Annotated in this window: 26 protein-coding genes; 15 read left to right on the top strand and 11 right to left on the bottom strand. The window is 55.4% G+C overall.

What is annotated here, in order from left to right; genetic code table 11:
* Positions 1–243 precede the first annotated feature (243 nt).
* Positions 244–789 (bottom strand): oligoribonuclease, encoded by a 546-nt coding sequence (orn, locus tag LDK53_RS12685; RefSeq protein ID WP_025758248.1) that lies wholly within the window; start codon positions 787–789, stop codon positions 244–246.
* A gap of 107 nt (positions 790–896) precedes the next feature.
* Between orn and rsgA the strand changes: the two genes are divergently transcribed.
* The 3 genes from rsgA (at position 897) to mscM (ending at position 6,358) form a co-directional block, all read left to right on the top strand.
* Positions 897–1,949, top strand: coding sequence for a small ribosomal subunit biogenesis GTPase RsgA (gene rsgA / locus LDK53_RS12680; protein ID WP_225287331.1), 1,053 nt, complete (start codon positions 897–899; stop codon positions 1,947–1,949).
* Positions 1,950–2,046: 97 nt separating this feature from the next.
* Complete coding sequence (gene asd, locus LDK53_RS12675) at positions 2,047–3,015, top strand: archaetidylserine decarboxylase (protein WP_045286605.1); 969 nt, start codon at positions 2,047–2,049, stop codon at positions 3,013–3,015.
* A gap of 19 nt (positions 3,016–3,034) precedes the next feature.
* On the top strand, positions 3,035–6,358 hold the full coding sequence (gene mscM / locus LDK53_RS12670; protein ID WP_025758244.1) for a miniconductance mechanosensitive channel MscM: 3,324 nt from the start codon (positions 3,035–3,037) through the stop codon (positions 6,356–6,358).
* Positions 6,359–6,402: 44 nt separating this feature from the next.
* On the opposite strand, the gene epmA is transcribed toward mscM, so the two are convergent.
* Entirely contained in the window at positions 6,403–7,380 is a 978-nt protein-coding gene (gene epmA / locus LDK53_RS12665; protein ID WP_025758243.1) for an elongation factor P--(R)-beta-lysine ligase, read from the bottom strand.
* Between the two features lie 310 nt (positions 7,381–7,690).
* Between epmA and frdA the strand changes: the two genes are divergently transcribed.
* The 4 genes from frdA to frdD are packed head-to-tail and all read left to right on the top strand — an operon-like array spanning position 7,691 to position 10,984.
* Positions 7,691–9,481 carry a fumarate reductase (quinol) flavoprotein subunit gene (gene frdA / locus LDK53_RS12660; RefSeq protein ID WP_045286606.1) on the top strand — a complete coding sequence of 597 codons (1,791 nt, stop codon included), beginning with the start codon at positions 7,691–7,693 and terminating at the stop codon, positions 9,479–9,481.
* Positions 9,474–10,208, top strand: coding sequence for a fumarate reductase iron-sulfur protein (gene frdB, locus LDK53_RS12655; protein ID WP_028016426.1), 735 nt, complete (start codon positions 9,474–9,476; stop codon positions 10,206–10,208). Before frdA ends, frdB begins: the two co-directional genes overlap by 8 nt.
* 10 nt (positions 10,209–10,218) lie before the next feature.
* Positions 10,219–10,614: a fumarate reductase subunit FrdC gene (gene frdC / locus LDK53_RS12650; RefSeq protein ID WP_025758238.1), complete on the top strand. Its 396-nt coding sequence runs from the start codon at positions 10,219–10,221 to the stop codon at positions 10,612–10,614.
* Positions 10,615–10,624: 10 nt separating this feature from the next.
* Positions 10,625–10,984 (top strand): fumarate reductase subunit FrdD, encoded by a 360-nt coding sequence (gene frdD / locus LDK53_RS12645; RefSeq protein WP_000609653.1) that lies wholly within the window; start codon positions 10,625–10,627, stop codon positions 10,982–10,984.
* 29 nt (positions 10,985–11,013) lie between these two features.
* Here frdD and ampR read toward each other — a convergent pair whose 3' ends face one another.
* The gene (gene ampR / locus LDK53_RS12640) at positions 11,014–11,889 is read right to left on the bottom strand and encodes a LysR family transcriptional regulator AmpR (RefSeq protein ID WP_225287330.1); all 876 of its coding nucleotides are present in this window, start codon (positions 11,887–11,889) and stop codon (positions 11,014–11,016) included.
* A 132-nt stretch (positions 11,890–12,021) separates the two neighbouring features.
* Here ampR and blaACT point away from each other — a divergent pair, with 132 nt between their 5' ends.
* Both blaACT and LDK53_RS12630 read left to right on the top strand, forming a co-directional pair.
* Positions 12,022–13,167, top strand: coding sequence for an ACT family cephalosporin-hydrolyzing class C beta-lactamase (gene blaACT, locus LDK53_RS12635; RefSeq protein WP_225287329.1), 1,146 nt, complete (start codon positions 12,022–12,024; stop codon positions 13,165–13,167).
* A gap of 106 nt (positions 13,168–13,273) precedes the next feature.
* The gene (locus LDK53_RS12630; RefSeq protein WP_025758235.1) at positions 13,274–13,804 is read left to right on the top strand and encodes a lipocalin family protein; all 531 of its coding nucleotides are present in this window, start codon (positions 13,274–13,276) and stop codon (positions 13,802–13,804) included.
* Here LDK53_RS12630 and sugE read toward each other — a convergent pair.
* Entirely contained in the window at positions 13,801–14,118 is a 318-nt protein-coding gene (sugE, locus tag LDK53_RS12625) for a quaternary ammonium compound efflux SMR transporter SugE (protein ID WP_006178944.1), read from the bottom strand. The two genes, LDK53_RS12630 and sugE, sit on opposite strands and share 4 nt — an antisense overlap.
* 261 nt (positions 14,119–14,379) lie before the next feature.
* On the opposite strand from sugE, the gene LDK53_RS12620 reads away from it, so the two are divergent.
* On the top strand, positions 14,380–14,979 hold the full coding sequence (locus LDK53_RS12620) for a helix-turn-helix transcriptional regulator (protein WP_225287328.1): 600 nt from the start codon (positions 14,380–14,382) through the stop codon (positions 14,977–14,979).
* Between the two features lie 37 nt (positions 14,980–15,016).
* On the opposite strand, the gene ecnB is transcribed toward LDK53_RS12620, so the two are convergent.
* The 3 genes from ecnB to efp form a co-directional block, all read right to left on the bottom strand.
* Entirely contained in the window at positions 15,017–15,163 is a 147-nt protein-coding gene (gene ecnB / locus LDK53_RS12615; protein WP_003025482.1) for a lipoprotein toxin entericidin B, read from the bottom strand.
* A 108-nt stretch (positions 15,164–15,271) separates the two neighbouring features.
* Complete coding sequence (locus tag LDK53_RS12610) at positions 15,272–15,403, bottom strand: entericidin A/B family lipoprotein (RefSeq protein ID WP_045286609.1); 132 nt, start codon at positions 15,401–15,403, stop codon at positions 15,272–15,274.
* Between the two features lie 48 nt (positions 15,404–15,451).
* On the bottom strand, positions 15,452–16,018 hold the full coding sequence (efp, locus tag LDK53_RS12605) for an elongation factor P (protein WP_025758229.1): 567 nt from the start codon (positions 16,016–16,018) through the stop codon (positions 15,452–15,454).
* Positions 16,019–16,058: 40 nt separating this feature from the next.
* Here efp and epmB point away from each other — a divergent pair, with 40 nt between their 5' ends.
* Positions 16,059–17,087 (top strand): EF-P beta-lysylation protein EpmB, encoded by a 1,029-nt coding sequence (gene epmB / locus LDK53_RS12600; RefSeq protein ID WP_025758227.1) that lies wholly within the window; start codon positions 16,059–16,061, stop codon positions 17,085–17,087.
* Positions 17,088–17,147: 60 nt separating this feature from the next.
* Here epmB and LDK53_RS12595 read toward each other — a convergent pair whose 3' ends face one another.
* The 3 genes from LDK53_RS12595 to LDK53_RS12585 all read right to left on the bottom strand — a co-directional run bounded on the left by LDK53_RS12595 (position 17,148) and on the right by LDK53_RS12585 (position 19,604).
* Positions 17,148–17,501, bottom strand: coding sequence for a DUF4156 domain-containing protein (locus LDK53_RS12595; RefSeq protein WP_025758226.1), 354 nt, complete (start codon positions 17,499–17,501; stop codon positions 17,148–17,150).
* 134 nt (positions 17,502–17,635) lie between these two features.
* The gene (gene groL / locus LDK53_RS12590) at positions 17,636–19,279 is read right to left on the bottom strand and encodes a chaperonin GroEL (RefSeq protein ID WP_025758225.1); all 1,644 of its coding nucleotides are present in this window, start codon (positions 19,277–19,279) and stop codon (positions 17,636–17,638) included.
* A 31-nt stretch (positions 19,280–19,310) separates the two neighbouring features.
* Positions 19,311–19,604, bottom strand: a complete 294-nt coding sequence (locus LDK53_RS12585; protein ID WP_003855929.1) for a co-chaperone GroES — start codon at positions 19,602–19,604, stop codon at positions 19,311–19,313.
* Between the two features lie 179 nt (positions 19,605–19,783).
* On the opposite strand from LDK53_RS12585, the gene yjeH reads away from it, so the two are divergent.
* Positions 19,784–21,004: an L-methionine/branched-chain amino acid transporter gene (gene yjeH / locus LDK53_RS12580; protein ID WP_025758223.1), complete on the top strand. Its 1,221-nt coding sequence runs from the start codon at positions 19,784–19,786 to the stop codon at positions 21,002–21,004.
* A 36-nt stretch (positions 21,005–21,040) separates the two neighbouring features.
* On the opposite strand, the gene LDK53_RS12575 is transcribed toward yjeH, so the two are convergent.
* Entirely contained in the window at positions 21,041–21,505 is a 465-nt protein-coding gene (locus LDK53_RS12575) for an FxsA family protein (RefSeq protein WP_025758222.1), read from the bottom strand.
* Between the two features lie 335 nt (positions 21,506–21,840).
* Between LDK53_RS12575 and aspA the strand changes: the two genes are divergently transcribed.
* The 3 genes from aspA to cutA all read left to right on the top strand — a co-directional run bounded on the left by aspA (position 21,841) and on the right by cutA (position 25,132).
* Positions 21,841–23,277, top strand: a complete 1,437-nt coding sequence (gene aspA / locus LDK53_RS12570; RefSeq protein WP_003855923.1) for an aspartate ammonia-lyase — start codon at positions 21,841–21,843, stop codon at positions 23,275–23,277.
* A gap of 116 nt (positions 23,278–23,393) precedes the next feature.
* The gene (locus LDK53_RS12565) at positions 23,394–24,695 is read left to right on the top strand and encodes an anaerobic C4-dicarboxylate transporter (RefSeq protein WP_013095257.1); all 1,302 of its coding nucleotides are present in this window, start codon (positions 23,394–23,396) and stop codon (positions 24,693–24,695) included.
* A gap of 113 nt (positions 24,696–24,808) precedes the next feature.
* Positions 24,809–25,132: a divalent cation tolerance protein CutA gene (cutA, locus tag LDK53_RS12560; RefSeq protein ID WP_025758221.1), complete on the top strand. Its 324-nt coding sequence runs from the start codon at positions 24,809–24,811 to the stop codon at positions 25,130–25,132.
* The last annotated feature ends 84 nt before the right edge of the window (positions 25,133–25,216 follow it).

Below are 25,216 nucleotides of genomic sequence, written 5' to 3'. Positions count from 1 at the left end.
ACCCCGACCTTGGCAAGGTCGTGCTCTACCAACTGAGCTATTCCCGCAAATCTGTACTGCTTTTGTTGCTGTCGTAACGCGTAATTCTCTGTCGTTACGGGAGGCGCATTATACGAGAAATCCTTTTAGCTGCAACCCCCCTGAAAGCGATTTTTTTGAAATTCAGTTCAAATGCTTATTTAATCGGCAAGCTGAACAATTTAACGACAAAAAGCCGGCCACGCAAGGCGCCGGTTCTCAAAATCACAGCTTAATAAAGTTTTCGCGATAGTAAGCAAGCTCCGCCACGGACTCGCGGATATCGTCCATCGCTTGGTGCGTCCCCTGCTTTTTAAAGCCATCGAGGATTTCAGGTTTCCAGCGACGCGCCAGCTCTTTCAGGGTGCTGACATCCAGATAACGGTAGTGGAAGTACGACTCCAGCTCCGGCATGTACTTAAACAGGAAACGGCGATCCTGGCCGATACTATTACCGCAGATAGGCGATTTACCTGCCGGTACCCACTGTTTCAGAAACGCCAGCGTCGCCAGCTCCGCCTCGCGGTCACCCAGGGTGCTCGCCTTCACGCGTTCTACCAGACCACTGCCGGTATGGGTACGCACGTTCCACTCATCCATCAACGCAAGCTGATCGTCTGACTGATGCACCGCAATGGTTGGCCCTTCCGCCAGGATATTGAGGTTGGCATCGGTCACCAGGGTTGCTATCTCAATGATGCGATCGCGCTCGGGATCCAGCCCGGTCATTTCAAGGTCGATCCAAATCAGGTTGTTTTCATCCGCGCTCATGTTATTTTCCACCCTTCTCGCATAACCGGCAGTAGCAGGTTAACTAGTATTAATTAGAGTGTATCATAGAGGTTTTGCCCCTTACGGGCGACCAGGAGCCAGTGCGATTGAGTAAAAATAAACTCTCCAAAGGGCAGCAGCGTCGTGTGAATGCCAATCACCAGCGCCGTCTTAAAACCACTTCGGAGAAGGTCGATTACGACGACAACCTGTTTGGCGACCCGACGGAAGGCGTAGTCATCAGCCGTTTCGGTATGCACGCCGACGTGGAATCCGCCGATGGTGAGATCCACCGCTGCAACATCCGCCGGACCATTCGTTCTCTGGTGACCGGCGATCGCGTGGTCTGGCGGCCGGGTAAAGAGGCCGCGGAAGGCGTGACGGTAAAAGGTATCGTTGAAGCGGTGCATGAGCGCACGTCCGTATTAACCCGTCCCGATTTCTACGACGGGGTGAAACCAATTGCCGCCAACATTAACCAGATCGTTATCGTATCGGCGATTTTGCCTGAACTTTCGCTCAATATAATCGACCGTTACCTCGTCGCCTGCGAAACGCTGAAGGTTGAACCGATCATCGTGCTGAACAAAATCGATCTGCTGGACGACGAAGGCATGGCGTTCGTCAACGAACAGATGGATATCTATCGCAAGATTGGCTACCGCGTGTTGATGGTCTCCAGCTATACCAAAGATGGCCTGAAACCGCTGGAAGAGGCGCTTACCGATCGCATCAGCATCTTTGCGGGCCAGTCCGGCGTGGGCAAATCAAGCCTGCTGAACAACCTGCTTGGCCTCCAGCAAGAGATCCTCACCAACGATGTGTCAGACGTCTCGGGCCTGGGCCAACACACCACCACCGCGTCGCGCCTGTATCACTTCCCGCACGGTGGCGATGTCATCGACTCCCCGGGCGTACGTGAGTTCGGCTTATGGCACCTTGAGCCGGAACAAATCTTTAACGGATTTGTCGAATTCCATGATTATTTAGGTGCTTGCAAGTACCGCGACTGTAAACACGATAACGACCCGGGCTGCGCTATCCGTGAAGCGGTTGAGAACGGTGAAATCGCGGAGACTCGCTTCGAGAACTACCACCGTATTCTTGAGAGCATGGATCAGGTAAAAACGCGTAAAAACTTTTCTGATTCTGATAACTGACAACTAAGCTAAGCATCGCTAAAATCGTCCCCTTTTTTCAGGTTCCGGCGACGTAACGCCGGATCAGGAACGACAAAACAATGGCCTGGAGGCTACCTTGTTAAACGCATTTAAACTTTCGCTTCAATACATTCTGCCAAAACTGTGGCTCACTCGCCTGGCGGGCTGGGGCGCAAGCAAACGCGCAGGCTGGCTGACCAAACTGGTCATCGACCTTTTCGTAAAATATTACAAGGTTGATATGAAAGAGGCGCAGAAGCCGGATACCGCCAGCTACCGCACCTTTAACGAGTTTTTCGTGCGCCCGCTGCGTGACGATGTACGCCCGGTAAACACCGACCCTAACGTCCTGGTGATGCCAGCAGACGGCGTGATTAGCCAGCTGGGTGATATCGAAGACGACAAAATTCTGCAGGCGAAGGGCCACAATTACAGCCTGGAAGCGCTGCTGGCGGGTAACTACCTGATGGCGGATCTGTTCCGTAACGGTACGTTTGCCACCACCTATCTGTCACCGCGCGACTACCACCGCGTGCACATGCCGTGTAACGGTATCCTGCGTGAAATGATTTACGTCCCGGGCGACCTGTTCTCTGTGAACCACCTGACCGCGCAAAACGTCCCGAACCTGTTTGCCCGTAACGAGCGCGTCATCTGCCTGTTCGATACTGAATTTGGCCCGATGGCGCAAATTCTGGTGGGTGCGACCATTGTCGGCAGCATCGAAACCGTCTGGGCTGGCACCATTACGCCGCCACGTGAAGGCGTCATCAAGCGCTGGACCTGGCCTGCCGGTGAAGAAGAAGGCTCCGTGGCACTGCTGAAAGGCCAGGAGATGGGCCGCTTTAAGCTGGGCTCAACCGTTATCAACCTGTTTGCGCCGGGTAAAGTGAAACTGGCTGAACAGCTCGAAAGCCTGTCGGTCACTAAACTGGGCCAGCCGCTGGCCATCTCTACTGAAACCTTCGTGACGCCGGATGCAGAGCCTGCACCGCTGCCAGAAGCAGAGATCAAGGCCGAACATGACGCCAGCCCGCTGGTTGACGACAAAAAAGACGAAGGCTAACAACAGAAGGATCGCTGACGTGCGCCCGATTATCGTTCTACTGATGGCCTGGTGCCTCAGCATGGGGGCGTACGCAGCGACAGCCCCCGACGCCAAACAGATAACCCAGGAGCTGGAGCAGGCAAAAGCGGCAAAACCCGCTCAGCCTGAAACCGTTGAGTCACTCCAGTCCGCACTGAACGCGCTTGAAGAGCGGAAAGGCTCTCTTGAGCGCGCTCAGCAGTATCAGCAGGTTATCGACAACTTCCCCAAACTCTCGCAGACGCTGCGCACGCAGCTCGCGAACTTGCGTGATGAACCGCGCGATGTACCCGCCGGCATGACCTCCGATGCCCTGAACCAGGAGATCCTGCAGGTCAGCAGCCAGCTTCTGGAGAAGAGCCGCCTTGCCCAGCAGGAACAGGAGCGAGCGCGTGAAATTGCCGACTCCCTCAGCCAGCTTCCGCAACAGCAAACCGACGCCCGCCGCCAGCTTAATGAAGTTGAACGTCGCATTGGTACGCAAAGCGGCAATACGCCACAAGCTCAGGCCCAAAATCTGGGCCTGCAGGCTGAATCAGCCCGTCTGAAGGCCCTTGTCGATGAGCTGGAGCTGGCGCAACTCTCCGCCAATAACCGTCAGGAGCTGTCGCGGATGCGCTCAGAACTCGCTCAGAAGCAGAGCGAGCAGTTGGATGCGTATCTGCAGGCCCTGCGCAATCAGCTTAACAGCCAGCGCCAGCGTGAAGCGGAGCGCGCGCTGGAGAGCACCGAACTGCTGGCGGAAAACAGCGATAATCTTCCTGCCGGCATCGTTCAACAGTTTAAGGTCAACCGCGAGCTTTCTGCCGCACTGAATCAACAGGCGCAGCGTATGGATCTGGTGGCTTCCCAACAGCGCCAGGCCACCAATCAAACGCTTCAGGTGCGCCAGGCGCTCAACACCCTGCGCGAGCAGTCTCAGTGGCTGGGGTCATCAAATCTGCTGGGCGAGGCGTTACGCGCCCAGGTCGCGCGCCTGCCGGAGATGCCGAAGCCGCAGCAGCTGGATACCGAGATGGCTCAGTTGCGCGTTCAGCGTCTGCATTTTGAAGATCTTCTCAATAAACAGCCGCAAATCCGCCAGATCCGTCAGGCTGATGGACAGCCGCTCACCAGCGAGCAAAACCGCATTCTGGAAGCCCAGCTGCGGACCCAGCGCGAGCTGCTGAACTCCCTGCTGCAGGGCGGGGATACGCTGATTCTGGAACTGACCAAGCTGAAAGTCTCCAACAGTCAGCTGGAAGATGCGCTGAAAGAGGTGAACGAGGCCACGCACCGTTATCTCTTCTGGACCTCTGATGTACGCCCGATGACCTTCTCGTGGCCTATTGAAGTTGTCCAGGATTTGCGCCGTCTGATCTCGCTGGATACCTTCAGCCAGCTTGGAAAAGCCAGCGTGATGATGCTCACCAGCAAAGAGACCATCTTCCCGCTGCTGGGCGCATTAATTCTGGTGGGCTTCAGCATTTACTCGCGCAGGCACTTTACCCGCTTCCTGGAACGCTCCAGCGCCCGGGTAGGTAAGGTGACCCAGGATCACTTCTGGCTGACGTTGCGCACCGTGTTCTGGTCAATACTCGTTGCCTCACCGCTGCCGGTGCTGTGGATGACGCTCGGATACGGCCTGCGGGAAGCCTGGCCCTACCCGCTCGCGGTCGCGATTGGCGACGGCGTGACCGCCACCGTCCCTCTGCTGTGGGTGGTGATGATTTGCGCCACGTTTGCGCGGCCCAATGGTCTGTTCATCGCTCACTTTGGCTGGCCGCGTAACCGCGTGGCGCGCGCCATGCGCTACTACCTGATGAGCATTGGGCTGATTGTGCCGCTGATTATGGCGCTCATCATGTTCGATAATCTCAACGACCGGGAGTTCTCGGGCTCGCTGGGGCGCCTCTGCTTTATGCTGATCTGCGGGGCGCTGGCCATTGTCACGCTCAGTCTGAAACGCGCCGGTATACCGCTTTATCTGGATAAAACCGGTAGCGGCGACAATATGTTCAACCGCATGCTGTGGAACCTGCTCCTTTGCGCGCCCCTGATTGCCATGCTGGCAGCGGCAGTGGGTTACCTGGCGACCTCGCAGGCGCTGCTGGCGCGACTGGAAACCTCGGTCGCTATCTGGTTCCTGCTGCTGGTGGTTTATCACGTGATCCGCCGTGGGATGCTGATCCAGCGCCGCCGCCTGGCATTTGACCGCGCCAAGCACCGCCGGGCAGAGATCCTCGCCCAGCGAGCGCGGGGTGAAGACGAGCCCAACCATGTCAACAGCACCGAAGGCACGATGGATGCGGACGAGGTTGAACTGGATCTGGATGCCATCAGCACCCAGTCTCTTCGTCTGGTGCGCTCCATCCTGATGCTGGTTGCCCTCCTGTCGGTGATCTTCCTGTGGTCGGAGATCCACTCCGCGTTTGGCTTCCTGGAGAACATTTCGCTGTGGGACGTGACCTCTACGGTGCAGGGCGTAGAGAGCCTGGAGCCCATTACCTTAGGGGCGGTGCTGATCGCCATTCTGGTGCTGATCATCACGACCCAGCTGGTACGTAACTTCCCGGCGCTGCTGGAGCTGGCGCTATTGCAGCATCTGGATTTAACCCCGGGCACGGGTTACGCCATTACCACCATCACGAAATACCTGATTCTGCTCTTTGGCGGGATGGTTGGGTTCTCGATGATTGGTATTGAGTGGTCTAAATTGCAATGGCTGGTCGCCGCGCTGACGTTTGGGCTTGGCTTTGGTATGCAGGAGATTTTCGCAAACTTTGTTTCCGGCCTGATCATCCTGTTTGAAAAACCGATTCGTATTGGCGATACGGTCACGATCCGTGACCTGACCGGTAGCGTAACGAAGATCAATACCCGCGCCACGACAATCAGCGACTGGGATCGGAAAGAGATCATCGTGCCAAACAAGGCGTTTATCACTGAGCAGTTCATCAACTGGTCGCTGTCAGATTCCGTCACGCGCGTGGTGCTGACCGTGCCGGCCCCGTCGGATGCCAACAGTGAAGAAGTGACCCAGCTTCTTTACACCGCCGCTGAACGCTGTACCCTGGTGCTCGATAACCCGGCGCCGGAAGTGTTCCTGGTCGATCTTCAGCAGGGGATCCAGATTTTCGAACTGCGTATTTATGCCGCCGAAATGGGGCACCGTATGCCGCTGCGCCATGAGATCCACCAGCTGATTCTGGCAGGCTTCCGCGAACACGGTATTGATATGCCGTTCCCACCATTCCAGATGCGCCTGGAAAGCCTGGACGGGCGGAAAACAGGAAGAACCTTAACCTCTGCGGCGCGTAAACGCCCGGCGGGGAGTGTGTAAGATAAGCGGAGCAACCCTCTCCCACGGGAGAGGGTCAAATGCCGTCAGGCGCGATCGACGGTAAACGCAATCACATCGCCAAGCTGCTCCGCGCCCAGCGCCAGCATTACCAGACGATCCACCCCCAGCGCCACGCCGGAACAATCCGGCAGGCCTGCTTTTAACGCCTCCAGCAGGTGAGTATCGATGGGCTGCTGCGGCAGGCCGCGCGCGGCACGCTTGCGGTTATCCTGCTCGAAACGCTGCTGCTGCTCGCGTGCGTCAGTCAGTTCGTGGAAACCATTCGCCAGCTCAATGCCTTTGTAATAGACCTCAAAACGCTCAGCCACGCGGTGATCTTCGGTGCTGATCTGCGCCAGCGAGGCCTGGCTTGCCGGGAAGTGATAGACAAACGTTGGACGATCTTTGCCAATCTGAGGTTCAACGCCAAAGGTGAACAACAGCTGCAGCAGCGTATCGCGATCTTCTTCGGTATCTGCCACGTTGCTCAGATCGAGCTTTGCCGCCACTTCGCGCAGCTGAGTTTTGTCCGCCGATAACGGATCGATTTCCAGATAACGCTGGAAAGCCTGCTGATAAGAGAGCGTTTCCGCCTCGGAACAGTCCAGCACCTGCTGCAGCAGATCGTCCACCTCGTTCATCAGGCGGTACATATCATAATGCGGGCGGTACCACTCCAGCATGGTGAATTCCGGATTGTGGTGGCGCCCCATCTCTTCATTACGGAAGCTGCGGCACAGCTGATACACCGGACCACATCCCGCCGCCAGCAGGCGCTTCATGTGATACTCCGGGCTGGTCATCAGATACAAATTCATGCCCTGAGAGTGGCCAGGACCAACAAAACGGGTTTCAAACGGGACCAGATGAATATCCGTTACCGTTGCCTGACTCATGCACGGCGTTTCCACCTCAAGGACTCCACGGTCGGCAAAGAAACGGCGGATCTCCGTCATAATTGCAGCGCGTTTTAGCAGATTAGGGATGGATGCGCTCGGCTGCCAGGTGGCCGTTTCGCTCATGGGTATTTCTCCGATTTCAGACAAGGGCACGAAGTCTACTCGTTAGCAGGGACAGAGACAAATTTTGCGCAGTAAAAAAGCGGATTTCATTTGCGTGAGCAATTGCGTGACGCAATTCATCAATCTCCGTGATAAATCACCGAAGAGAACAGCAAAAAAATCGAACACGTCAAATTTCCCTGACATCTACACGGTTATACTGTTTTACCCATAAAGGAGCAGTGGAAACGCTTTCGCAATCGACCATTTGGACAGGTGAACTACCTTTAGTTTGTCGCCTTGCGAAATAACAAAAATCTGGAGGAATGTCGTGCAAACTTTTCAGGCCGATCTTGCCGTAATAGGCGCTGGCGGGGCTGGATTACGTGCTGCGATTGCTGCAGCGCAGGCTAATCCCAACGCTAAAATCGCATTGATTTCTAAAGTCTACCCTATGCGCAGCCACACGGTGGCCGCAGAAGGAGGGTCCGCCGCCGTTGCGCAGGATCATGACAGCTTTGAATACCATTTCCACGACACGGTTGCAGGGGGCGACTGGCTTTGCGAACAGGATGTCGTTGACTACTTTGTCCACCACTGTCCAACGGAGATGACCCAGCTTGAGCAGTGGGGATGTCCGTGGAGCCGCCGTCCGGACGGCAGCGTCAACGTTCGCCGCTTCGGCGGTATGAAAATAGAACGCACCTGGTTCGCCGCCGATAAAACCGGCTTCCACATGTTGCACACCCTGTTCCAGACCTCTCTTCAGTTCCCACAAATTCAGCGCTTTGACGAACATTTCGTCCTCGACATTCTGGTCGACGACGGCCATGCGCGCGGCCTGGTGGCGATGAACATGATGGAAGGCACGCTCGTCCAGATCCGCGCCAATGCGGTGGTGATGGCGACGGGCGGTGCGGGACGCGTCTACCGTTACAATACCAATGGCGGCATCGTCACCGGTGACGGCATGGGCATGGCGCTCAGCCACGGCGTACCGCTGCGCGATATGGAGTTTGTGCAGTATCACCCTACCGGCCTGCCCGGCTCCGGCATTCTGATGACGGAAGGCTGCCGTGGTGAAGGCGGTATTCTGGTCAACAAAAACGGCTACCGCTATCTGCAGGATTACGGTATGGGTCCGGAAACACCCCTCGGTGAGCCGAAGAACAAATACATGGAGCTCGGTCCACGTGACAAAGTCTCCCAGGCCTTCTGGCACGAGTGGCGTAAAGGCAACACCATCTCCACGCCGCGCGGCGATGTGGTCCATCTTGACCTGCGCCACCTCGGCGAGAAGAAACTGCTGGAACGTCTGCCGTTCATCTGTGAGCTGGCGAAAGCCTACGTGGGTGTCGACCCGGTGAAAGAGCCGATTCCAGTCCGCCCAACGGCGCACTACACCATGGGCGGGATCGAAACCGACCAGCAGTGTGAAACCCGCATCAAAGGTCTGTTCGCCGTGGGCGAGTGTTCCTCTGTGGGTCTGCACGGCGCCAACCGCCTTGGCTCTAACTCGCTGGCGGAGCTGGTCGTCTTTGGCCGCATGGCGGGTGAGCGCGCGATGGAGCGAGCGGCTACCGCAGGCGAAGCCAACAGTGCCGCGCTGGACGCGCAGGTCGCCGACGTTGAAAAACGGCTGAAAGACCTGGTGAACCAGGAGGGTAACGAAAACTGGTCTAAAATTCGTGATGAAATGGGTCTGTCGATGGAAGAGGGCTGCGGTATCTACCGTACCCCTGAGCTGATGCAAAAAACCGTCGATAAGCTGGCGGAACTGCAGGAGCGCTTCAAGCGCGTTCGCATCACCGATACCTCCAGCGTCTTCAACACCGACCTGCTCTATACCATCGAGTTAGGTCACGGCCTGAACGTGGCGGAATGTATGGCGCACTCTGCACTGGCGCGTAAAGAGTCACGCGGGGCACACCAGCGTCTCGATGAAGGCTGTACCGAACGTGACGACGTCAATTTCCTGAAACACACGCTCGCCTGGCGCGATGCAGATGGCACCACACGTCTGGACTACAGCGACGTGAAAATCACCACGCTGCCACCGGCAAAACGCGTGTACGGTGCAGAAGCAGAAGCCGCCGAGAAGAAGGAGAAGGCGAATGGCTGAGATGCAGAAACTGAAAGTTGAAGTGGTGCGCTACAACCCGGAGGTGGACACCGCGCCGCATAGCGCTTTCTACGAAGTGCCTTATGACGAGCAAACCTCCCTGCTGGATGCGCTCGGCTATATCAAAGATAACCTGGCGCCGGACCTGAGCTACCGCTGGTCCTGCCGCATGGCAATCTGCGGCTCCTGCGGCATGATGGTCAACAAAGTGCCGAAGCTGGCGTGTAAGACCTTCCTGCGTGACTATACCAAAGGCATCAAGGTGGAAGCGCTGGGCAACTTCCCGATTGAGCGCGATCTGGTGGTCGATATGACCCACTTTATCGAAAGTCTGGAAGCCATCAAGCCGTACATTATTGGCAATCCGCGCACGCCGGATCAGGGTCCCAACACCCAGACGCCAGCCCAGATGGCGAAATACCATCAGTTCTCCGGCTGCATCAACTGCGGTCTGTGCTACGCCGCCTGTCCACAGTTTGGCCTGAATCCTGAGTTCATTGGCCCGGCCGCCATTACCCTGGCGCACCGCTATAACGAAGACAGCCGCGACCACGGCAAAAAAGAACGTATGGCGCAGCTTAACAGCCAGAACGGTGTCTGGAGCTGTACATTTGTGGGTTATTGCTCCGAAGTCTGTCCGAAGCATGTCGACCCGGCCGCCGCCATTCAGCAGGGTAAAGTGGAAAGCTCGAAAGACTTTCTTATCGCTACCCTGAAACCACGCTAAGGAGTGCATGATGACGACTAAACGCAAAGCCTATGTGCGGCCAGTGCCGTCCACCTGGTGGAAAAACCTGCCGTTTTATCGCTTCTACATGCTGCGTGAAGGCACGGCAGTACCGGCGGTCTGGTTCAGCCTGGAGCTGATGTATGGGGTATTTGCCCTCAAGCATGGCCCGGAAGCCTGGGCGAATTTTGTTGGCTTCCTGCAAAACCCAATCATTGTCGTGCTGAACCTGATTGTGCTCGCGGCTGCGCTGCTTCATACCAAAACCTGGTTTGAACTGGCGCCAAAAGCGGCGAATATCATCATTAAAGACGAGAAAATGGGGCCAGAACCCGTCATTAAAGGGCTCTGGGCAGTGACAGTTCTCGTCACTGTGGTCATTCTGTTTGTCGCACTGTTCTGGTAAGGAGACTACTGTGATCAATCCAAATCCAAAACGTTCTGACGAGCCGGTTTTCTGGGGGCTGTTTGGCGCAGGCGGCATGTGGAGTGCCATCATCGCTCCTGTCATCATCCTGCTGGTGGGCATTATGCTGCCACTGGGGCTGTTTCCGGGCGATGCGCTGAGCTACGAACGCGTCCTGGCGTTCGCGAGCAGCTTTATCGGTCGCGTGTTCATCTTCCTGATGATCGTCCTGCCGCTGTGGTGTGGACTGCACCGTATTCACCATGCGATGCATGACCTGAAAATCCATGTCCCGAGCGGCAAATGGGTGTTCTACGGTCTGGCGACCATCCTGACCGTAGTGACGCTGATTGCCGTGGTCACGATCTGACTCCTCTGGCCCGCCGTCCGGCGGGCCTGTTATTTCTGCATTTTCCCCACCAGCCACTGGCTAAACTCACACATTGCCGGGGTTTCGGCTCGTGACTGCAGCCTCGTGAGCCAGTAACTGCCGAGGTCAATCTGCGTCGTAAAAGGTTGCACAATGCGCTCGCTGTTCAGCAGATGGGTAAACATATTCACGGGGGCGATAGCAATACCGGTGCCTGCCTGCGCGGCCTCCAGCATGGTCACAGACGAATCAAATACCATTACACGGTGCGTTGGTGAAGGAGCGTTTTCTCCTGCCGCCTGCATCCAGGCGCTCCACTCATCGCGCCGGTAAGAGCGCAGCAGGGTAAACTTCAGGATATCGGCCGGGGTCTGCAACGCGGCAGCGATGTCAGGCGAGCAAAGCGGCGCCAGCGGCGCAGAACAAAGAAACGTCGCTTCCGTACCGTGCCACGCTCCCCCGCCATAACGGATGGTGTAATCAAGCCCTTCGGCGGCCGGATCGACGCGATTGTTGTGAGTCGAAAGTTGAAGATCAATATGTGGATAGCAGCGGCGAAAATCATCCAGCTGCGACAATAACATTCCGGTGGCAAACGTCCCCACCACGCCAATTTTCAGCTTCTCCTGCGCCCGATGGCTGGCAAAACGATCCAGCATACCGGCGATACGGTCGAACGAATCATTCAGTACCGGCAGCAGGTTCTCGCCTTCTGTGGTCAACATCAGCCCGCGCGACACGCGGACAAACAGCTGGCAGTTCAGGTGCTGCTCCAGCGCCTTAACATGCTGGCTGATCGCGGAATGGGTGACATTCAGTTCGATAGCGGCATGCGTAAAACTAAGGTGCCTGGCGGCAGCTTCGAACGCCCGAAGCGAATTAAGGGGAAGATAGCTGCGTGTCATGGTCTCGTCCGTTAGAAAAATTAACAGCTAATGCTAAATTTAACCGTTTGTCAGCCACAGTCAAATCTAACAGACTACAGTGGTCTGACGGGCCCGGACACTCCCCTGAACTGCGATTATGGAAGATAACTGATGATGAAAAAATCCCTAAGTTGTGCCCTGCTGCTCAGCGTTGCCTGCTCTGCCTTCGCCGCCCCCATGTCAGAAAAACAGCTGGCTAAGGTGGTGGAGCGTGCCGTTACGCCGCTGATGAACGCGCAGGCTATTCCGGGTATGGCGGTGGCGGTAATTTATCAGGGTCAGCCGCACTACTTTACCTTTGGTAAAGCGGATGTCGCGGCGAATAAACCTGTTACGCCTCAAACCTTGTTCGAGCTGGGCTCTATAAGTAAAACCTTCACCGGCGTATTGGGTGGCGATACCATTGCTCGCGGTGAAATCTCACTGGGCGATCCAGTGACAAGGTACTGGCCTGAGCTGACAGGAAAACAGTGGCAGGGCATTCGCATGCTGGATCTGGCAACCTATACCGCAGGGGGGTTGCCGTTACAGGTACCGGATGACGTCACTGATAACGCCTCTCTGCTGCGCTTTTATCAAAACTGGCAGCCGCAGTGGAAGCCGGGCACCACGCGTCTTTATGCCAACGCCAGCATCGGTCTTTTTGGTGCCCTCGCGGTTAAACCCTCCGGCATGAGTTTTGAAGAGGCCATGACGAAGCGGGTCTTTAAGCCGCTCAGGCTCGACCATACGTGGATTAACGTACCAAAAGCGGAAGAGGCGCATTACGCCTGGGGTTACCGTGACGGTAAAGCAGTACACGTTTCACCGGGGATGCTGGACGCTGAAGCCTATGGCATAAAAACCAACGTGAAAGATATGGCGAGCTGGGTGATGGCAAACATGGCCCCCGACGCCCTTCAGGATAGCTCTCTCAAACAAGGGATAGCCCTGGCACAGTCCCGCTACTGGCGCGTGGGTGCCATGTATCAGGGGTTAGGCTGGGAAATGCTGAACTGGCCGGTCGATGCCAAAACCGTGGTCGGGGGCAGCGACAATAAGGTGGCGCTGGCACCGTTGCCTGCCAGAGAAGTCAATCCCCCGGTACCGCCGGTTAAGGCCTCCTGGGTACACAAAACGGGTTCAACCGGTGGGTTTGGGAGCTACGTGGCATTTATTCCTGAAAAACAGCTCGGCATTGTGATGCTGGCGAATAAAAGCTATCCGAATCCGGCACGCGTTGAGGCAGCATACCGTATCCTCGACGCGCTGCAGTAAAACATTGCCGGGTGGCGGCTTCGCCACCCGGTGAAACACACCGCACAATCCGCCGCATTTTTCCTGCTGTCATCTACACTTAACAAAAAACAGTAAGGAAACTCCTATGCGCATTCTGCCTGTTATCGCCGCGGTGACAGCCGCGTTTTTAGTGGTTGCCTGCAGTTCCCCTACCCCACCGCCTGGCGTAACCGTCGTCACGCCTTTTGATGCGCAACGCTTCCTCGGAACATGGTATGAAATCGCGCGTCTCGACCATCGGTTTGAGCAGGGCTTAGAGAAGGTTACGGCGCATTACAGCCCGCTGGATGATGGCGGTATTCAGGTGATCAACCGTGGCTATAATCCCGACAGGGAAATGTGGCAACAGTCGGTTGGGAAAGCGTACTTCACCGGCGACCCGCGAAGAGCCGCGCTCAAAGTCTCGTTCTTTGGCCCCTTCTATGGCGGATATAACGTGATCGCCCTCGACAGAGAGTATCGCCATGCCCTGGTCTGCGGGCCGGATCGCAACTACCTGTGGATACTCTCCCGCACGCCAACGCTTTCATCGGAGATGAAACAGCAGATGCTGGACGTCGCGACCCGGCAAGGGTTTGATGTGTCAAAACTCATCTGGGTAAAACAACCCCATTAATGGGTGCTGAGTTTCAGCCCAATGATCCCGGCAACAATCAGCGCGAGGCTGGCAATGCGTGCCAGACTCGCTGACTCACCGAGCAGCAGGATCCCCGTGATGGCAGCGCCCACCGCACCAATGCCCGTCCAGACGGCATACGCGGTCCCCACAGGCAGCGATCGCATCGCCCAGGACAACAATACAATGCTCACTATCATCGCGGTCACGGTAATGACGCTGGGCGTCAGGCGGGTAAAGCCGTGGGTGTATTTGAGGCCAATCGCCCACACCACTTCGAGCAGACCGGCAATGAAAAGAATGATCCAGGACATTTCAGGCTCCTTAACTTAATGCAAGTTGGGGCCGTCCCCGGTGAAAGAAACGCTTACGGGTCGTCCCGTAAGGCAGAGATTACGCCCCCTATTGTGGTTAGCGAGCGATTTTTTTTCAATCCCTTTTTGCTGAACACGTTAAGGCAAGAAATAGCCGCAGTATGGCGCGTAGTTCCGGCATTTAGCACTCATCCGACTTCTCTATGATGATATGCTTTCTGATGGCAGGAAGCCAAACCACTAGCCGACTGCGAATAAAATATGTTCAAAATTCTTTTGATTGACCGTTGTCACTTCACCCGCTCGGGGTTTGAAGCATGGCTCAATCATTCCGGTTTGTTCCCGGGACACTATGTTGTGACCGGCCTGAATAATCTTTTCCTGGCCAGAGAGCATATTCTGCAATGGAAACCCACGCTGGTTATCGCTGACCTGTACGGCTTCAGGCAGGAGATTCACCATTTTCAGCAGCTCTCTTCTTTGCTTAACGCCAGTGAACGGTTACCGTTTATTTTGCTGCAATCGGGCGAGGACAGCGGCATGACAGACTGGCTCGGGCAGTTCCCGGTATGGTCGTCGTTGCTGAAAAACGCCAGTCTTGAAGAGGTGGCTACGGCCATCAACGATGCATTAATCTCGCGCGCAAGCGCCGACAGACCAACGATGGCGGCTCCCTTGCTGACCCGACAGGAAGAGAAAGTACTGACGTTATGGATGGATGGCGCCAGCAATCAGAAGATTGCCGCTCACCTGAGTATCAACGGCAAAACGGTCTATACCTATAAACGCAATATTCGTATGAAGTTGCATATGGATACGCGTTTTTCACCGTTTTTATCCCTGCAGGAATCGGAAAGCTGACGGTACGAAACCCGTGTGGTCCCGTACCGTTTATGCATTACTGCTGAGCTTTTGTTGCCGCACCAGAGATTGCGCTACCACCTTCAGAAATATCCTGACCGACGCCGCGCGTGGTATTACAGGCTGTTAATACTGAAGAAAGTACCAGGACTGAAAAGATCGCTGCAATTGTCTTCTTAACCATAATATCTTCCTTTTATAGCCAAAGTTGTTTTGTGTATAGCAACTTAAGAATAGACAAGATCCCGCCACTTGACGGAAAAGGAAGCATTTTTAGGAAAATTAGACGAACTTAGCTGGCGGCGTGCGAAATGATATGACCGAGATCCTGGATGTCTTGTCCCATGCCACGCGTGGTGTTGCAGCCGGAAAGCAATACAGCGGAGAGCGCTAACAGAAGCAGAATTTTAACGGTACGTTTCATCATCCCTGCCTGCAAAAAACAGGCGCAGCGGGCGCTGCGCCCTTATGATTACTTCACGCGTGATACGTATTCGCCGGAGCGGGTATCCACTTTGATCACTTCGCCAGTCTGTACGAACAGAGGAACCTTAACCACAGCGCCGGTAGACAGCGTTGCTGGTTTACCGCCGGTACCTGCGGTGTCACCTTTCAGGCCTGGATCGGTTTCAACGATTTCCAGCTCAACAAAGTTAGGTGGAGTCACTGCGATAGGCTGGCCGTTCCACAGGGTAACGATGCACTCAGCCTGATCCAGCAGCCATTTGGCATTGTCGCCAATGGCTTTCGCGTCAGCAGACAGCTGCTCGAAGGTTTCGTTGTTCATGAAGTGCCAGAACTCACCGTCGTTGTACAGGTAAGTCAGGTTCATATCAACAACATCAGCGCCTTCTGCGGAGTCAGTAGACTTGAAGGTTTTCTCAACACGGGTACCGGTCAGCAGGCGGCGCAGCTTAACGCGTGCGAATGCCTGGCCTTTACCTGGTTTAACGAATTCGCTGGCTTCAACCGCGTACGGTTCGCCGTCCATCATGATTTTAAGACCAGCACGAAAATCGTTGCTATAGTACGTTGCCATAAGGCCCTCTAAATTTGTTAACTGGTAGCTAAGCCACAAAATGGCGCATATTGTAACCCTAAACACCCCGTCCAGAGAAGATTGGTTATCGCAACTTGCCGATGTAATCACCAGTCCTGATGAATTGCTGCGTCTTTTAGACCTCGATCAGCACCCAGAGTTGCTTGCAGGCCGGGAGGCTAAGCGCCTCTTTGCCCTGCGCGTTCCCCGCGCGTTTGTTGCCAGAATGGAGAAAGGCAACCCAGACGATCCTTTGTTAAAACAGACGCTTACTTCTCAGGATGAGTTCATTACCGCGCCGGGCTACAGTACCGATCCGCTGGAAGAACAGAACAGCGTGGTGCCAGGTTTATTGCACAAATACCTCAACCGCGCCCTGCTGCTGGTAAAAGGCGGCTGTGCGGTAAATTGTCGTTATTGCTTCCGTCGGCACTTCCCGTATGCCGAAAACCAGGGCAATAAACGCAACTGGCAGGTCGCGCTGGACTATATCACCGCCCATCCGGAGCTGGATGAGATTATTTTTTCCGGTGGCGACCCGCTGATGGCGAAAGATCATGAGTTGGACTGGCTACTGACTCAGCTTGAAGCCATCCCGCACATTAAGCGTCTGCGCATTCACAGCCGTTTACCGATTGTCATTCCGGCACGTGTCACTGACGCTCTGGTGGCGCGACTGGAGCAGTCCCGGTTGCAGGTGCTGCTGGTAAATCATATTAACCACGCCAATGAAATTGACGATGCATTTCGCGCGGCGATGTCGCGTCTGCGTAAGGCGGGGGTAACGCTGTTGAACCAGAGCGTTCTGCTGCGTGGCGTGAATGATAGCGCCCGCGTGCTGGCTGACCTGAGCAATGCCCTGTTTGATGCAGGCGTGTTGCCCTATTACCTGCACGTGCTGGATCGCGTTCAGGGCGCAGCCCATTTCATGGTGACAGATGAAGAGGCCCGGCAGATCGTGCGTGAACTGCTAACGCTGGTGTCAGGCTATATGGTGCCGAAGCTGGCACGTGAGATTGGCGGTGAGCCGAGCAAGACGCCGCTGGATTTGCAGCTAAGGCAGAGCTAAAAAGGCAGGGGCGCTACGCTTACCTGCCCTACAGGTGCTAAGGGAGAGAGTAGAAGGCGATCAGTTCGGGCACTTGTAGACCTGGCCGCTCATCTGGCTGGCGGTGGGCACGAAGCTGGACAGCATTCCCTGCGTTGGGCTGCTCACGCCGTAAATCACGTTACCGCCCATTGCCGCAGCCTGGTTACGCAGGGCATTCGCCGCACCGCGCATTGAACCACCCTCTTCGCCATGCTGGCCTGACATCCAGTTACTTTGCTCACCGGTTGCCGTGCCTAACAGCTGGCATTCGTTGCCCGGCTTATCTTCTACAAAGCGAACACCCTGGCCCGCTGCCGACAGCTCATTGCTGGAACTACAACCTGCCAGCAGCAACGCTGCCCCTACGATCCCTGCACAGACTTTTACGCGCATGTTATTCCTCGTTTTCAATAAGCTGGACAGTAGTTGTCCGTGTGTAAATCTTATACCTAAAAGATGACCAAAAGAAAAACCCCCGAGCATTTCTGCCCGGGGGTTTTTCACATTCTAAGCGGTAAAGCGCACGATTACATCATGCCGCCCATACCGCCCATGCCGCCCATACCTGCAGCACCTAAATCTGGTGCATCGCCTTTAGGCAGGTCGGTCACCATGCACTCGGTAGTGATCATCAGGCCCGCTACAGATGCCGCGTACTGCAGAGCAGAACGGGTCACTTTAGTTGGGTCCAGGATACCGAAGTCAATCATGTTGCCGTATTCTTCAGTGGCTGCGTTGTAACCGTAGTTACCTTCGCCCGCTTTCACTTTGTTCGCCACGACGGATGGCTCTTCACCGGCGTTGGACACGATCTGACGCAGAGGAGCTTCCATTGCGCGCAGCGCAACTTTGATACCCACGTTCTGATCTTCGTTCTGCGCAGTCAGGCCAGCCAGTTTCGCGGCAACGCGCACCAGCGCAACACCACCACCCGCAACAACGCCTTCTTCTACCGCAGCACGGGTCGCGTGCAGGGCATCGTCAACGCGCGCTTTCTTCTCTTTCATTTCAACTTCGGTCGCAGCACCTACTTTGATTACCGCAACACCGCCTGCCAGTTTCGCTACGCGCTCCTGCAGTTTTTCACGGTCGTAATCGGAAGTCGCTTCTTCGATCTGCTTACGGATCTGACCCACACGGCCCTGAATAGCGGCTTCTTCACCCACGCCATCGATGATGGTGGTGGTGTCTTTGTTGATCACAACGCGTTTTGCCTGGCCCAGGTCTTCCAGGGTCGCTTTTTCCAGCTCCATACCGATCTCTTCAGAGATCACGGTACCGCCGGTCAGAGTAGCGATATCCTGCAGCATCGCTTTACGGCGATCGCCGAAGCCAGGTGCTTTAACCGCAGCCACTTTCACGATGCCGCGCATGGTGTTGACCACCAGCGTTGCCAGCGCTTCGCCTTCAACATCTTCAGCGATGATAACCAGCGGTTTGCCTGCTTTTGCAACGGCTTCCAGCACTGGCAGCATTTCGCGGATGTTGGAGATTTTCTTGTCTGCCAGCAGGATGAACGGGCTTTCCAGCTCAACAGCGCCAGTTTCTGGCTTGTTGATGAAGTATGGAGACAGGTAACCGCGGTCGAACTGCATACCTTCAACCACATCCAGTTCGTCTTCCAGACCGGTACCGTCTTCAACGGTGATAACGCCTTCTTTACCGACTTTGTCCATCGCTTCTGCGATCAGTTTACCCACGGTTTCGTCGGAGTTAGCGGAGATGGTACCTACCTGAGCAATGGCTTTAGAGTCAGAGCACGGTACGGACAGCGCTTTCAGTTCTTCAACAGCAGCAGCGACAGCTTTGTCGATACCACGTTTCAGATCCATTGGGTTCATGCCTGCCGCAACGGCTTTCAGACCTTCGGTGATGATCGCCTGCGCCAGTACGGTCGCGGTGGTGGTACCGTCGCCTGCAGCGTCGTTCGCTTTAGAGGCAACTTCTTTCACCATCTGCGCACCCATGTTTTCGAACTTGTCTTCCAGCTCGATTTCACGTGCAACAGACACACCATCTTTAGTGATGGTTGGCGCGCCGAAGGATTTATCCAGCACTACGTTGCGGCCTTTCGGGCCCAGGGTCACTTTAACTGCATCTGCCAGTACGTTTACGCCGCGGAGCATTTTTACACGAGCGTCGTTACCGAATTTTACGTCTTTAGCTGCCATGTTCTTATTTCCTCAAATTCTCGTGCGTAAATTACGCTTCAACAATTGCCAGAATGTCGCTCTCGGACATGATCAACACTTCTTCATTGTCGATCTTCTCGGATTTCACGCCGTAGCCATCGTTGAAAATTACGATGTCACCAACTTTAACGTCCAGTGGCTGCACAGTTCCGTTTTCCAGGATGCGGCCCTTACCGACAGCGATGATTTCGCCACGCGTTGATTTGGCTGCTGCAGAACCGGTCAGAACGATACCGCCAGCAGACTTGGTTTCAACTTCTTTACGTTTGACGATCACACGATCATGTAACGGACGAATACTCATTGATAGCTCTCCTTTGAGAAAGTCATTATCAGTTATGGATGACGCCGGCCCGCATGCGGTTTTCCGACTAGTGCCCTGAGAGATGGGGATAGCTTTTTACCCCTTCAAGGGGGAGTTGAAAAAAAAATTTGCGAAAGTGTTACCATCGCCTCTCTTTTGGTATTGGCTGGGCGATGTCAATGAGTGGACTCAAGCAGGAACTGGGGCTGGCGCAAGGCGTTGGCCTGCTTTCAACCTCCTTGTTAGGAACGGGCGTGTTCGCCGTACCCGCACTGGCGGCACTGGTAGCCGGCAATAACAGTCTGTGGGCGTGGCCCGTTCTGATTGTGCTGGTTTTCCCGATTGCCATTGTGTTTGCCATCCTGGGGCGGCATTTCCCCAGCGCGGGCGGCGTGGCGCATTTTGTCGGGCTGGCCTTTGGCCCGCGACTGGAGCGTGTGACCGGCTGGCTATTTCTCTCCGTCATTCCGGTTGGGCTGCCTGCGGCGTTGCATATTGCGACCGGCTTTGGCCAGGCGCTGTTTGGCTGGCATGACGAGCAACTGCTGCTGGCCGAACTGGGTACGCTGGCTATCGTCTGGTGGGTGGGTTCGCGCGGAGCCAGCTCCAGCGCCAACCTGCAGACACTGGTTGCGGTGCTGATTGTCGCGCTCGTTGCCGCTATCTGGTGGGCGGGCGATATCACCGTAAAAGAGATCCCCTTCCCGGCCGTGACAGACATCGACCACTCACAGCTTTTTGCCGCGCTCTCCGTCATGTTCTGGTGCTTTGTCGGTCTGGAAGCCTTTGCCCATCTGGCGTCGGAATTTAAGCAGCCTGAACGTGATTTTCCCCGCGCGCTGATGATAGGCCTGCTGCTGGCAGGCACGGTCTACTGGGCTTGTACCGTGCTGGTGTTGCACTTCAACGCTTTCGGAGCGGATCTCGCCGCCGCGGCATCACTGCCGGGTATCGTGGTTGAACTGTTTGGCGTGAAGGCGCTGTGGATCGCCTGCGTTATTGGCTATCTGGCCTGTTTTGCCAGCCTGAATATTTACATCCAGAGCTTTGCCCGTCTGGTGTGGTCACAGGCGCGAGAGAAGCCCCGGAGCCGCCTTGCGCGTCTGTCTAAACGTCAGCTTCCCTTGAATGCCCTGAATGCCGTGCTGGGCTGCTGCGTGGTGAGTACGCTGTGCATTTACGCACTGAAGATCAATCTGGACGCGCTCATCGTCTACGCCAACGGTATTTTCATCATGATCTATCTGCTGTGCATGCTGGCGGGTTGCCGTCTGCTGAGCGGTCGCTATAAAGCCCTGGCCGCGGTGGGAGGTATGCTTTGCCTGCTGTTACTGGCGATGGTGGGGTGGAAAAGTCTGTACGCCATTATCATGCTGGCGGGGCTGTGGCTGGCGCTTTAACAGGCCCGGTAAGCGAAGCGCCACCGGGCAACAAAATCACCGATCGTCTTTGTGATCTAAACGGTCGTGTTGTTCATCCTTACGCTGATACTCCCCTTCAAAGGTATCCCCTGGCCCGGTACTAAAACCACCGCCCGGCATACGGCTAAAGCGCAGATGCGGCAGCAGCTTCATGGTCAGGTGCTTTTGCACCGGCGGCAGTAGCAGCAGAAGGCCGAGGAAGTCGGTGAAGAACCCCGGCAGGATCAGCAGCAGACCGGCAATAATCAGCGATACGCTTTTGATCATCTCTGCGGCCGGGCTTTCGCCTGCGGCCATCTTTTGCTGCATTATCAGGAAATTTTTGAAGCCCTGGTTACGCACCAGCGACATGCCGATGACGGAGGTGAAAATCACCAGAATCAGGGTCAGCAGGACGCCCAGCACATGGGCGACCTGGATGAAAATGGAAATCTCAATGTAAACATAGAGAAAGAAAGCGATAAACGGTATCCAGCGCACTGGCATCTCCTGTGTGGCAGGGGCCATCAAGCCCCTGTCTGAATGTGTTCGCGACGCGCGTTTGTATGAGATGGTGACGGTTAGCGAAAATTCAATCAGTTTGCACGGATATTTTTTTTGGAAATATTAAAGCGGTGACTCATTTCACAGATTAATAATTATCATGGAATCGGGTCGATAATAAGTGATCCAGATTACGGCAATTCGCTATCATCAGCATATGATCTCGGGCATCTGGCTGATTGAGGGAATAATCGTCGGCCAGAAAATATTCAAAACCACATAAATACTGTGTGTTTAGTACAATCCATCGGCAGCTTGAAAAGAAGGTTCACATGTTAAACAACATTCGTATCGAAGAAGACTTGTTGGGTACCAGGGAAGTTCCAGCGGATGCCTACTACGGTGTTCACACTCTGAGAGCGATTGAAAACTTCTACATCAGCAACAGCAAAATCAGCGACATCCCTGAGTTTGTCCGTGGCATGGTGATGGTGAAGAAAGCCGCAGCACTGGCCAACAAAGAGCTGCAAACCATTCCTAAAAGCGCGGCAAATGCGATTATCGCGGCCTGCGATGAAGTGCTGAACAACGGCAAATGCATGGACCAGTTCCCGGTTGACGTCTATCAGGGCGGCGCGGGTACCTCCGTCAACATGAATACCAACGAAGTACTGGCAAACATTGGCCTGGAGCTGATGGGTCACCAGAAAGGTGAATACCAGTACCTGAACCCGAACGACCACGTGAACAAATGCCAGTCCACCAACGACGCCTACCCTACCGGCTTCCGTATCGCGGTGTATGCCTCTGTGGTGAAACTGGTGGACGCGATCAACCAGCTGGGCGATGGCTTCCAGCGCAAAGCGGTTGAGTTCCAGGATATCCTGAAAATGGGTCGTACCCAGCTGCAGGACGCGGTGCCAATGACCCTCGGTCAGGAGTTCCACGCGTTTAACGTGCTGCTGAACGAAGAAACGAAAAACCTGCTGCGCACCTCCGAACTGCTGCTGGAAGTGAACCTGGGCGCCACCGCCATCGGTACACGCCTGAACACCCCGGACGGCTATCAGCAGCTGGCGGTACAGAAGCTGGCGGAAGTTTCTAACCTGCCAGTTGTGCCTGCAGAAGACCTGATTGAAGCCACCTCAGACTGCGGCGCCTACGTCATGGTACACAGTGCCCTGAAACGTCTGGCGGTGAAACTGTCCAAAATTTGTAATGACCTGCGCCTGCTCTCTTCCGGCCCGCGCGCTGGCCTGAACGAAATCAACCTGCCAGAACTGCAGGCGGGTTCCTCCATCATGCCGGCCAAAGTAAACCCGGTCGTGCCAGAAGTGGTGAACCAGGTGTGCTTCAAAGTCATCGGTAACGATACGACCGTGACCATGGCCTCCGAAGCGGGTCAGCTGCAGCTGAACGTAATGGAGCCAGTGATTGGTCAGGCGATGTTCGAATCCATCCACATCCTGACTAACGCCTGCTACAACCTGCTGGAAAAATGCATTAACGGCATCACAGCGAATAAAGAAGTCTGTGAAGGTTATGTCTATAACTCCATCGGGATCGTCACTTACCTCAACCCGTTCATCGGTCACCACAACGGCGACATCGTCGGTAAGATTTGCGCCGAAACCGGTAAGAGCGTGCGTGAAGTGGTGCTGGAGCGCGGGCTGTTGACCGAAGCCGAGCTGGACGATATCTTCTCGGCCCAGAACCTGATGCACCCGGCATATAAAGCGAAACGATATACCGATGAAAGCGAACAGTAACCGTTCAGGCTAAGCTTCCGAAAGGCACGTCACTTGTGACGTGCCTTTTTTCTTTTTAGGCGTTACCAAAATACAACAATTCAATATCAACTTGTTAATAAGCAAGGCAGGTCCTTATGTTTGGAGCAGAACTCGTCATCGTCCTGTTGGCGATTTATTTGGGAGCAAGACTCGGGGGTATCGGCATCGGTTTTGCCGGCGGTCTCGGGGTGCTCGTTCTTACCCTTATTTTTCAGATTAAACCCGGCGCTATCCCGTTTGACGTTATCGAAATCATCATGGCCGTTATTGCCGCTATCGCCGCCATGCAGGTGGCTGGCGGCATGGACTATCTGGTCAGTCTGGCGGAGCGTATGCTGCGCCGTCATCCAAAATACATTACCTTCCTTGCCCCGCTGGTGACCTGGTTTATGACCATTCTCGCCGGTACTGGCCACACCGCCTTCTCCACGCTGCCGGTGATTACCGAAGTGGCAAAAGAGCAGGGCATTCGTCCGTCTCGCCCACTCTCCATTGCGGTGGTGGCGTCCCAGATTGCGATAACCGCCTCGCCTATCTCCGCGGCGGTGGTGTTCTTTGCTGGTATCCTGGAACCTATGGGCGTGAGCTACCTGACACTGCTGGCGATCTGTATTCCGGTAACGCTGATTGCGGTGATGATCACCGCCGTGCTGTGTAACTTCCTTGGCGCTGAACTGAAAGACGATCCGGTTTATCAGGAACGCCTTGCCAAGGGTGAAGTGAGCCTGCGCGGCAGCCAGGTCTTCAAGTTGAAGCCACACGCAAAACGTTCTGTGGTGTTGTTCCTGATCGGTATCGTCGCCGTCATGTTCTACGCGACCGCTATCAGTGACACCGTAGGTCTGATCCAGAACCCGGTCCTGCCGCGTAACGAAGCGATCGTTGTATTCATGCTGACCATCGCCACGCTGATTAGCATCACCTGTAAAATTGATACCAGCGAAGTGCTGAACGCCAGCACCTTCAAATCCGGTATGAGCGCCTGTGTGTGCGTGCTGGGTGTAGCCTGGCTGGGCGATACCTTCGTGAAAGCGCACATCAGTGATATCCAGACCGTCGCCGGCGACCTGCTGCACAACTATCCGTGGCTGCTGGCGGTCGTGCTGTTCTTTGCTGCCACCCTGCTTTACTCTCAGGCGGCGACCACCAAAGCGCTGATGCCTGCGGCACTGATGCTGGGCGTAACGCCGTTAACCGCCATCGCCTCGTTTGCTGCCGTCTCTGCCCTGTTCGTGCTGCCAACCTACCCAACCCTGCTGGCGGCGGTAGAGATGGATGACACCGGCTCTACCCGTATCGGTAAGTACGTGTTTAACCATGCATTCCTGATCCCGGGTGTGGTCGCGATTACGCTGTGCGTCATCCTCGGCTTTATCATCGGGGGCGTGGTGCTGTAAACCATTGCGGGTTGTAAAAATAGTTAAAATTGGGCCGCTCTGCGGCCCGTTTCATTAATGACCCGTTGTCTTGCGTGATATAGTGAAGCCTTTCGTGATGAGGAGGTCGACTTATGAACACGCCTGATGCTGTTGTCGTACTGTGTACCGCCCCTGATGAAGCTTCCGCCCAGGATCTCGCCGCCAAAGTGCTGGCCGAAAAACTGGCCGCCTGCGTAACGCTCCTTCCCGGTGCCACTTCCCTTTACTACTGGGAGGGCAAACTGGAGCAGGAGTACGAAGTCCAGATGTTGCTCAAAACCAATCAGGCGAATCAGCAGGCACTGCTCGACTGCCTCAAATCTCATCATCCTTACCAAACTCCGGAGCTGCTGGTATTGCCCGTGCTCCACGGTGATAACGACTATCTCTCATGGCTCAACGCTTCCTTACGCTGATCCTGCTGCTGTGCAGCACATCAGTCTTTGCCGGGTTGTTTGACGCGCCCGGCCGTTCGAACTTCATTCCGGCCGATCAGGCGT

It is taken from the genome of Enterobacter sp. K16B (genome assembly GCF_020216105.1).
Lineage (GTDB): Bacteria > Pseudomonadota > Gammaproteobacteria > Enterobacterales > Enterobacteriaceae > Enterobacter > Enterobacter sichuanensis.
The sequence above is the reverse complement of the archived record's forward strand: the minus strand, read 5'-3'. Positions and strand labels throughout refer to the sequence as shown.